Source organism: Chromobacterium sp. INPA-IVC (assembly GCF_059047085.1).
Genome location: NZ_JBTNLS010000016.1, coordinates 1 through 9,363, shown reverse-complemented (window position 1 = coordinate 9,363; position 9,363 = coordinate 1). Strand labels below are relative to the sequence as shown.

The following is a 9,363-nucleotide window of genomic DNA, read 5'->3' as shown; positions in this document are numbered from 1 at the left end:
AAGCCGTTGGCGAAGCCGGTGGTGGTGCAGATCGACATCGCGCCGGACAACGCGGTGATGTGGAACGGCGAGCGTTTGCCGAACCGGGAGGCGCTGGAGACAAGGCTGTCGGCGGCGGGGAAGTCGGATCCGCAGCCGGAGCTGCACATCAAGCCGAACAAGGATGCGAGTTACGCGCCGGTGGCGATGGTGCTGGCGGAGTCGCAGCGTTTGGGGTTGACGAAGCTGGGCATCGTCGGGTCGGAACAGTTCTTGCAATGACATTAAAATAAATTACCGGATGTGGCATGATGTCGGACAGGCGGCCAAACGGCCGCCTGTTCCGTAATCGACAACAAGACCGGATGACGCCGCGATGGCCACATCGGAAAACACACATATGAATATACGTCTTTGCCTGTCCGCCCTGTTTCTTCTCTCGCTAGCCGCCTGCGGCAAGGGCGGCGCCGAGCATGCGTCCGCCTCCGGCAAAAACGCGTCGGCGCCGGCGGCGCGCCGCTTGTCCGGCGCCGATGTGGTGCGGGCCGAGGTGAAGCCGCTCGCCGCCGCCATTCCGTTCACCGGCTCGCTGAACGCCCTGACCAGCAGCGCGGTGGCGTCCGAGGTGGACGCCAATGTCAGGGAAGTAAGGGTGCGGGAAGGGGAGGCGGTGCGCCGGGGGCAGTTGCTGGCGGTGCTGGACGCCGAGTCGCTGGGCCAATCCGTCGCGGAGCAGAACGCCCAGCTGGACAATTCCAAGGCGCGGCTGAAGCTGGCCAAGGTCAAACTGGACAAGCAGCGCGAGCTGCTGGGCAAAGGCTTTATCTCCCAAGTGGCGTTCGACGAGCTGGAAAGCGATTTTCGGGTGAAAGAGGGCGAGCTGCGCGCGCAGGCCGCCCAGTTGGCGCGGGCGCAGCGCTCGCTTGCCGACGCGCAGGTGAAGTCGCCGATAGACGGCGTGGTCTACGAGCGCAAGATCAACCCCGGCGAGGTGGCCAGCCGCAATATGAAGCTGTTTTCGGTGGCTGATCTCGCGGTGCTGGAAATCGCCGCCACCGTGCCTTCGCGGCTGGTGGGGCAGGTGAGGGTGGGCATGTCGGCTTCGTTCAGCGTGGATGGCCGCGACGCTCAGGAGCGCGGCGAGGTGGTGCGCATCAACCCGGTGGCCATTCCGGGCACCCGCAGCTTCACGCTGTTCGTACGGGTGAAAAACGCGGACGGGCACTTGAAAGTGGGCCAGTTCGCCAAAGGCGGCGTGGTGGTGAGGGCGGTGAAGGACAAGGTAGTGGTGCCGATCGCCGCGGTGCGCGATATCGACGGCCAGCCCTGGGTGATGGTGGTGGAGAAGGGCAAGCTGGCCAAGCGGCCGGTGACGGTGGAACTGCGCGCGGAAAACGAGCGCCAGGCTGCGATAGGCGGCGTGGCCGCCGGCTCCAGCGTGATCGTCGGCGAACTGCTGGGCAGCAAGGCGGGCGACCCGGTCAGCCTGCCGGCCGGCCTGGCTTGAGGAGAGCGCCATGTGGCTGACCCGCGTAAGCGTGCGCAATCCGTATTTCGCCGCGGTGTTGATGATGACGCTGATGGTGCTGGGCCTGTTCTCCTGGCAAAAGCTGCCGGTGGAGGAAATGCCGGACGTCAGGTTGCCGATGGCTGTGGTGGAGACGCACTATACCGGCGCTTCGCCCGAGGTGGTGGAGAGCGAGGTGAGCAAGCCGCTTGAGGAGGCGCTCAACACCGTCAACGGCATCAAGGAAATCCGCTCCTACTCTTCCGAAGGCAGTTCCTTCGTGGTGGCCGAGTTTGAGCTCTCGGTCGACCCCATCGTCGCGGTGCAGAACGTGCGCGACAAGGTGGCGTCGGTGCAGGGGGCTTTTCGCCGCGAGATCGGCACGCCGTCGGTGTCTCAGGTGGACCCGAACGACAAGCCGATGCTGTCGTTGTCGCTGACCTCCAGCCAGACCCGCCCGCGCGAGCTGAGCAGCTGGACCGAGAACGTGCTGAAGAAGCGGCTGCAGATGGTGGAGGGCGTCGGCGACGTCAGTCTGATCGGCTCGGTGAAGCGTGAAATCCGCATCGATATCGATCCGGTGCGGCTGGAGGGCTCCGGCCTGTCGCTGGCCGACGTGGCCGACGCGATCAAGGCCGCCAACCAGGATTTCCCGGCTGGCAACGTTTCCACCGCGCACAAGGAATGGGCGATCCGGGTGTCCGGCAAGCTCAAGTCCGCCGACGATTTCGCCGCGCTGGCGGTGGGCTACCGCAACGGCACGCCTATCCGGCTGGACGACATCGCAGTGGTGGCGGACACCGAGGCTGAGCAGGACAGCGTCTCGCTGGTCAATGGCCAGCCAGGCCTGGGCGTGGACATCAAGGCCGCGCGCGGCGCCAATGAGGTGGCGGTGGCCGAGGGCGTCAAGAAACTGTTGACCGAGCTGAAGCCGCAGATGCCGGCGGGCACCGAGCTGCGCTACACCTATGATTCCGCCGAGGATGTGAAGAAGGCGCTGCACAGCGTGGAGTCCATGCTGCTGGAAGGCGCGGGGCTGACCATCCTGATCGTGTTCCTGTTCCTGGGCAGCTGGCGCAGCACGGTGATCACCGGGCTGACGCTGCCGGTGGCGCTGGTGGGCACGCTGTTCGCGATCCAGTTGATGGGTTTCACGCTGAACATGCTGACGCTGCTGGCGCTGTCGCTGTCCATCGGTCTGCTGATCGACGACGCCATCGTGGTGCGCGAGAACATCGTCCGCCACGCCGCGCTAGGCAAGAGCCATTACCAGGCGGCGCTGGACGGCACCAACGAGATTGGCCTCGCCGTGCTGGCCACCACGCTGACGGTGGTGGCGGTGTTCCTGCCGGTGGGCTTCATGGGCGGAATCATAGGCCGCTTCTTCCACCAGTTCGGCCTCACCGTCGCGGTGGCGGTATTGATCTCGATGTTCGTCAGCTTCTCGCTGGACCCGATGTTGTCGTCGATCTGGCACGACCCGCACCATCACGGCGACCGCCACCGCGGCCCGTTGGGCCGGATGCTGGACTGGTTCGAGACCTCGCTTGACCGGTTGTCCGAGCGCTACGCCGCCGTGATCCGCTGGGTGCTGGGCCATCGCAAGACCACGCTGGCGCTGGCGCTAGGCGTCACCGCGGCCAGCTTCATGCTGGTGCCCAGCATCGGCGGCGAATTCACGCCGGTGCGCGACAGCGGCAAGATCAACGTGGTGTACCAGACCGCGCCCGGCTCTTCGCTGGAATACACGACGCTGAAGGGCCGGGAGCTGGCCGACGCGCTGTCAGGGATCAAGGAAATCCAGACCGTGTCGCTGGATGTCGGCGCCGGCAACTTCGGCGCCGGCAAGAACGACGGCCAACTGACGCTGGACATCGGCGACAAGCGCTCGCGCCTGCGCAGCCTGGACGAGGTCATCGCCGACGCCCGCAAGCGGGTGCAGCCGGTGGCAGGGGTGCTGATCAAGGCGGTGGCCAACGACGAGCAGCAGGGCAAGCCCATCTTCATCGGCCTGCGCGGCTCCAATCTGGTCGAACTGGACGCGGTGTCGCGCGACATCATGGCTCGCATCGCCAAGGTGAAGGGCGTGAAGGACATCGAATCCAATCTGACCGAGGGCGATCCGTCGCTGAGCCTGACATTGAAGCGCGACGCGGCGCTGAGCCTGGGCGTGGATCTCAATCGAGTCGGCAATTTGCTGTCTATGCTGCTGGCCGGCAATGTGGTCACCACCTGGGAAGCCCCGGATGGCGAGAACTACGACGTCAGGCTGCGGGTGCCCAAGGATGAGCGCCGCCAGGAGCTGCTGGACCAACTGAAGGTGGCCGGCAACCGCGACGACAATGGCGCGGCGCAGATGGTGCCGCTGTCCACGCTGATCGAGACCCGTCAGGGCGTCAGCCCGCGCCAGATCAAACGCACCAACATGATGCGCGAGATCAGCATCATGGCCAACGTCGAAGGCCGCGACGTGGGCTCGGCGATGGCCGACATCGACAAGCTGCTGGGCAGCATGCAATTGCCGCAAGGCGTGCAGCGCATGCACCGCGGCCAGCAGAAGGATATGGAGGAAACGGTGAGCAACGCGCTGCGCGCGCTGGGGCTTGGCGTGATCTTCATCTACCTGATTCTGGCGGCGCAGTTCCGCAGCTTCACCATGCCGGTGACCATCATGGTGTCGCTGCCGCTAGCCTTCGGCGGCGTGTTCGTCGCGCTGTTCCTTTGGGGCTCCACGCTCAATATGTTCTCCATCATCGGCATCATCATGCTGATGGGCCTGGTGGCCAAAAACGGCATTCTGCTGGTGGACTTCGTCAACCGGGCGCGGGCGGAGGGCATGGCGCGCGAGGATGCCATCGCCGAGGCGGGGAGGGTGCGGCTGCGCCCAATCATGATGACCAGCCTGGCGATGATTTTCGGCATGTTGCCGCTGGCGCTGGGCACTGGCGACGGTTCGGAGACCAACCGGCCGATGGCGCATGCCATCATCGGCGGCCTGGCCACTTCCACGTTGCTGACTTTGCTGGTGGTGCCGGTGGTGTACACCTATCTGGACAGTCTGCGCGTCCGAATCCGCCGCCTATTGGGCGGGCGCCGCGCGCTGAAGCTGAACGAGGCGAGCGGTAAATAAACAGGGAGCCGGCAATCGCCGGCTCCTGTCGCGTGAGGTGAGCTTATTTGCGCGCCGGCGCGACGCAGTCGTTGCCGTCGAAGCTGACCGACTGAATGGTGTGGTCGCGGGGATCGACAACGAAATTGGTGGTGCAGCTGTAGTAGGTGGAGCCGCCGCCGCTGATGTTCCAGGGATGGTAGAAGCCGCTGCTCTGTATCGGCATTTCCTGGCTGTAGGCGGTGCGATAGGTGTAGAGCTGCTTGCCGTTGGGCATGGTCATCTGCCCGGTGGGCGTGCCCCAGGCGGCCAGCAGTTCGTTGGCGTCGCGTCCTTGCCAGGCGTAGACCTTTTGCGCATAGCCCTGCTGGGTGGCGCAGCCGGCCAGCAATAGGGCGGGCAGGATGATTATCGATGCCGCGGATTTCATGGCTCTCTCCTTGCGGCGGCGCGCGCTGGAAGGGCAGGCGGGGCCGCGTTGAATATCGAGTTGCTGTTTATTTAACGATGATGTCATCTTGCGAGGGTGTCAATCGTTAAGGTGTGGGCGGCATCGGCTTTGTGTTAACAAGCTTGTTGCGCTTCGGCGGGCGAGCCGGCCAAAGCCTTGCCGCGATAGAAAATCGACCATCCTGATGAGGACTGGTTCCGATGAGAAAAACAAAGGAGAAACGACTATGTGCCTGAAAAAGCCCATCGCGGCGGCACTGATGGTCTGGGGGAGCTTGGCGCCGCTGCATGCGGCGGCTGCGGAGAAGGTGCTGCATGTGGCGTTCAGCGCGCCGGAAACCGGATTCGATCCGGCCAAGATATCCGACGTCTATTCGTCCGCGGTGATCGAACATATCTACGATCCTTTGCTGACTTTCGACTACCTGTCCCGTCCGGTGAAGGTGGTTCCCAACGTGGCCACGGCGATGCCGACGGTCAGCGCGGATGGCCTGACTTACACCTTCCATTTGAAGAGGGGCATCTATTTCGCGCCGGACCCGGCCTTCAAGGGCAAGAAGCGCGAGCTGACCGCTGCCGATTACGTGTATTCGATCAAGCGTCTGTCCGATCCGACAGTGGCCTCGCCGCTCAGCGACACCTTCACCGACAAGCTGGTGGGTTTGGCCGAGCTGGTGAAGAAGGCGGGCAAGGGCAAGCTGGATTACGACTCGGTGGTGGAGGGCGTGAAGACGCTGGACCGCTACACCTTGCAGCTGAAGTTCAAGCAGCCGTTCCCATCCTTGCCCTTCCTGCTGGCCGGCAGCTGGGTAGAGGGGCAGGCGCGGGAAGTGATTGAGGCTTATGGCGACAATACCAATGCCCATCCGGTGGGCACTGGCCCCTATGTATTGAAGGACTGGAAACCGGGCAACAGCATGACGCTGGTGCGCAATCCCAATTTCCGCCAGGAAACCTTCCATTACGGCGCGGGCGATCAAAAAATTGCCGCGCAGATGAACGGCAAGCGTTATCCGCAGATAGACCGGATCGAGGTGTCGGTGATCGAGGAAGAGCAGCCGGCCTGGCTGGCCTTCAAGAGCGGGGAACTGGACCTTGTGGGCATTCCTCAGCCGCTGATCAGGCAGGTATTGCGCCTGGATCCCAAGAACCCGTGGCGCGCGGAGCTGAAGCCGGAACTGAAAAGAAAGGGCGTTCAGCTCAGCCGCGAGCTGGGCGAAGAAGTCACTTTCTACGCGTTCAATATGAAGGACCCGGTCGTCGGCGGGTATGGCAAGGACAAGATCGCGCTGCGCCGCGCGATCTCCATGGCTTTCGACACCAACGAAACGATACGCGACATCCGCCGCAACCAGGCGGTGCAGGTGCAGTACATCGTGCCGCCCAATGTGGCAGGCCACAATCCCAATTTCCGCGCAGCCTATCCCTACAATCCACCGTTGGCCAATGCCTTGCTGGACCAATTCGGCTACAGGATCGGCGCCGACGGCTATCGCCATGCCCCGGACGGCAAGCCCGTCGCCATCGATTTCCTGACTGGCCCCACCGCCATCGACAAGCAGTGGAACGAGTATTGGCAGAAGGCTTTCGACCGGATCAAGGTGAAGGTGAATTTCCGCGTGATGCAGTGGAATGAGCAGGTGAAGGCGCAGCGAGACTGCAAGTTCGGCATGAACGGCGGAGCCTGGAGCGCGGACTACCCAGACGGCGACAACTTCGCGCAGCTGCTGTACGGCGGCAATGTCGGCAATTCCAACAACGCCTGCTACCAGTCTCCGCGCTACGACAAGCTTTACGAACAGTCCCGCCTGCTGCCGGATGGTCCGGAACGCAACCGCCTGTACGACCAGATGAACAAGATCGTGGTGGGCGACACGCCGTGGATGTTCAGCGATATCCGCTTCACCAACGCGCTGGCGCAGCCCTGGGTCAAGGGGTTCAAGTTCCACCCCAATTTCAATGCCACCTGGCGTTTCCTGGACGTAGAAAAATAAACGGGGAGCGAGGAGAACCATCATGTCCGCATTCATCATCCGCCGGCTGCTGCAAATGATCCCGACCCTGTTCGGGGTGATGCTGCTGGTATTCATCCTGTTCACGCTGGTGGGCGGAGATCCGTCGCTGGTCTTGGCCGGCAAGCATTTCTCGGCTGAAGTGTTGGCGCACATCCGCGCCCAATTGGGGCTGGACAAGAGCCTGCCGGAACAATTCCTGCTGTTTGTCCATCAAGTGCTGACACTGGATTTCGGCACCTCCTGGTCTACCCAGCAACCGGTGTCCGACATCATCGGCAGCCGCATCGGACCGTCGCTGACGCTGACCGGCGCCATGCTGGTGGTCGATCTGCTGGTCGCCATTCCTCTGGCGGCGCTGGTCGCGTATTTTCGCGGCGGCCTGACCGATCACATCGTCACCATTTCCTGCACCGTGGCCATGTCCATCAGCGCGCTGATCTACATCATCGCCGGCCAGTTTTTCCTCGGCTTCAAACTGGGCTGGTTTCCGGTGCGGGGATGGGGTGATTCGTTCTGGGTGAACCTGTTCGTCTACGTGCCGCTGCCCTTGCTGCTGGGGCTGATGGTGTCGTTGGGGCCGGACATCCGCTTCTACCGCAGCTTCTTTGTTGAAGAGCTGGGCCAGGACTATGTCCGCACCGCGCGCGCCAAGGGCTTGTCCGAGCGCCAGATCATGCTCAAGCACGTGCTGCGCAACGCGCTGATCCCGGTGGTGACCAGCGTGATGATGTCCTTGCCCTATATGTTGCTGGGCGCGCTGGTGCTGGAGAGCTTCTTCGGCATTCCCGGCATGGGCAATGAAGTGGTGCAGGCGGTGAACAAGAGCGATTTCCCGGTCATCAAGGCCATCACCATCTATATCGCCATCGCCACCATGGTGTTCAACCTGTTGGGCGATCTGGTCTACAAGTGGATCGATCCGCGCGTGCAACTGAAGTGAGCGGAGGAGAACAATCATGACGACATTGCAAAATGCCGCCGGCGCCGCGCCGGCCGCGCCGTCCCGCAGCCTGTGGGGACTGGGATGGCAGCGCTTGAAGCGCAACAAGGTGGGCTTTATTTCGATGTGGATCGTGCTGGCCTATCTGCTGGTCTCGATCGGCGGCTGGTTCAATCTGGTCGGCGCGCACTGGGTGGATGAAGTGGGCGTGCCTTACGCGCCGCCAAGCTGGGTCAAGGAGTCCGCGGACGACGTGTTGCCGCCGGAGCCGGCGGCCAAGGCGGTTGCCGCGCCTATCGTCGAACTGAGCCGCGCCGAGGATCCGATCGGCAAGCAGCTGGCCGAAGCGGAGAAGCATGTCGGCGAATACGCCGACCACACGCCGCCGCGGTTGGAAAGGCTGCCGTTCGGCGGCGACCTGCAGGGCCGCGACGTGATACAGAAAGCCTTGAAGGGCACGTCCACGTCCATCTTCGTCGGCGTGTTCGGCGCGGTGTTTTCCTTGCTGATCGGCTGCGCGCTGGGCGCGGTGTCCGGCTATTTCGGCGGCAAGACCGATGACTTCCTCAACTGGTTCTACAGCGTGTTCACCTCGGTGCCGGACATGCTGTTGCTGCTGTCTTTCGCCGCGGTCTCCGGCCGCGGCATCACCACCATCATCTCGGTGATGGCGCTGACCAGCTGGACCGGCACCTACCGCCTGGTGCGCGCCGAGTACCTGAAGCTGAAAGGCCGCGAATACGTGCAGGCAGCCGACGCCATCGGCGCCGGCAGCAGCCGCAAGATGTTCGTCCACATCCTGCCCAACATTTCCCACTTGCTGCTGGTGCAGTTCTCCTTGCTGACGGTGGCGCTGATCAAGTACGAGGCCATTCTGTCCTTCCTCGGCTTCGGCGTCGGCGTGCGCGAGGTGAGTCTGGGCTCGATGCTGGCCGAAGCGCCGACCGAGCTGATCCAGGGCTACTGGTGGCAGATGCTGGCGGTGACCATCGCCATGTCGGTGCTGGTGACAGCCTTCAGCCTGCTGGTGGATGCCTTGCGCGACGCGCTGGACCCGCGCGCGGCGGCCAAGTGAGCGGGACGAGGAGAAATAGACATGAACGATAACAAAACCCTGCTGTCGGTTCGCAACCTGCGGGTGAGCTTCCGCCAGGAGGACGGCGGCCGCTTCGAGGCGCTGAAGGGCGTGAGTTTCGACATTCCGGCGCACCGTACTGTGGCGCTGGTGGGGGAGTCGGGTTCCGGCAAATCGGTGACGTCGATGGCGATCATGCAGCTGCTGCCGCCGCAATCGAGCGAGATCGATCCGGCGTCGGAGCTGCGCTTCAACGGGCGCGACCTGCTGAAGCTGAGCGCGGCGGAG

8 protein-coding genes are annotated in these 9,363 nt (G+C 63.5%); 7 read left to right on the top strand and 1 reads right to left on the bottom strand.

Translation table 11 applies throughout. The annotated features are described in order from the left end of the window. The 3 genes from ACX17K_RS21890 to ACX17K_RS21880 all read left to right on the top strand — a co-directional run. A partial coding sequence (locus tag ACX17K_RS21890; protein WP_493776422.1) for an ExbD/TolR family protein occupies positions 1–261 on the top strand: 261 nt, incomplete at its 5' end. A 118-nt stretch (positions 262–379) separates the two neighbouring features. Next, positions 380–1,486 carry an efflux RND transporter periplasmic adaptor subunit gene (locus ACX17K_RS21885; RefSeq protein ID WP_493776421.1) on the top strand — a complete coding sequence of 369 codons (1,107 nt, stop codon included), beginning with the start codon at positions 380–382 and terminating at the stop codon, positions 1,484–1,486. Between the two features lie 10 nt (positions 1,487–1,496). Beyond that, positions 1,497–4,616, top strand: coding sequence for an efflux RND transporter permease subunit (locus ACX17K_RS21880; protein ID WP_493776420.1), 3,120 nt, complete (start codon positions 1,497–1,499; stop codon positions 4,614–4,616). A gap of 43 nt (positions 4,617–4,659) precedes the next feature. On the opposite strand, the gene ACX17K_RS21875 is transcribed toward ACX17K_RS21880, so the two are convergent. Next, a complete protein-coding gene (locus tag ACX17K_RS21875) occupies positions 4,660–5,025 on the bottom strand; it encodes a hypothetical protein (RefSeq protein WP_493776419.1) in 366 nt (121 codons plus the stop codon). A gap of 247 nt (positions 5,026–5,272) precedes the next feature. On the opposite strand from ACX17K_RS21875, the gene ACX17K_RS21870 reads away from it, so the two are divergent. The 4 genes from ACX17K_RS21870 to ACX17K_RS21855 all read left to right on the top strand — a co-directional run. After that, positions 5,273–7,039, top strand: coding sequence for an ABC transporter substrate-binding protein (locus ACX17K_RS21870; RefSeq protein WP_493776418.1), 1,767 nt, complete (start codon positions 5,273–5,275; stop codon positions 7,037–7,039). A gap of 22 nt (positions 7,040–7,061) precedes the next feature. After that, the gene (locus ACX17K_RS21865; RefSeq protein WP_045052483.1) at positions 7,062–8,000 is read left to right on the top strand and encodes an ABC transporter permease; all 939 of its coding nucleotides are present in this window, start codon (positions 7,062–7,064) and stop codon (positions 7,998–8,000) included. Positions 8,001–8,016: 16 nt separating this feature from the next. Then, positions 8,017–9,075: an ABC transporter permease gene (locus ACX17K_RS21860; RefSeq protein WP_231163910.1), complete on the top strand. Its 1,059-nt coding sequence runs from the start codon at positions 8,017–8,019 to the stop codon at positions 9,073–9,075. 21 nt (positions 9,076–9,096) lie between these two features. Beyond that, positions 9,097–9,363: ATP-binding cassette domain-containing protein (locus ACX17K_RS21855; RefSeq protein WP_493776417.1), on the top strand; the 267-nt coding region annotated here is incomplete at its 3' end.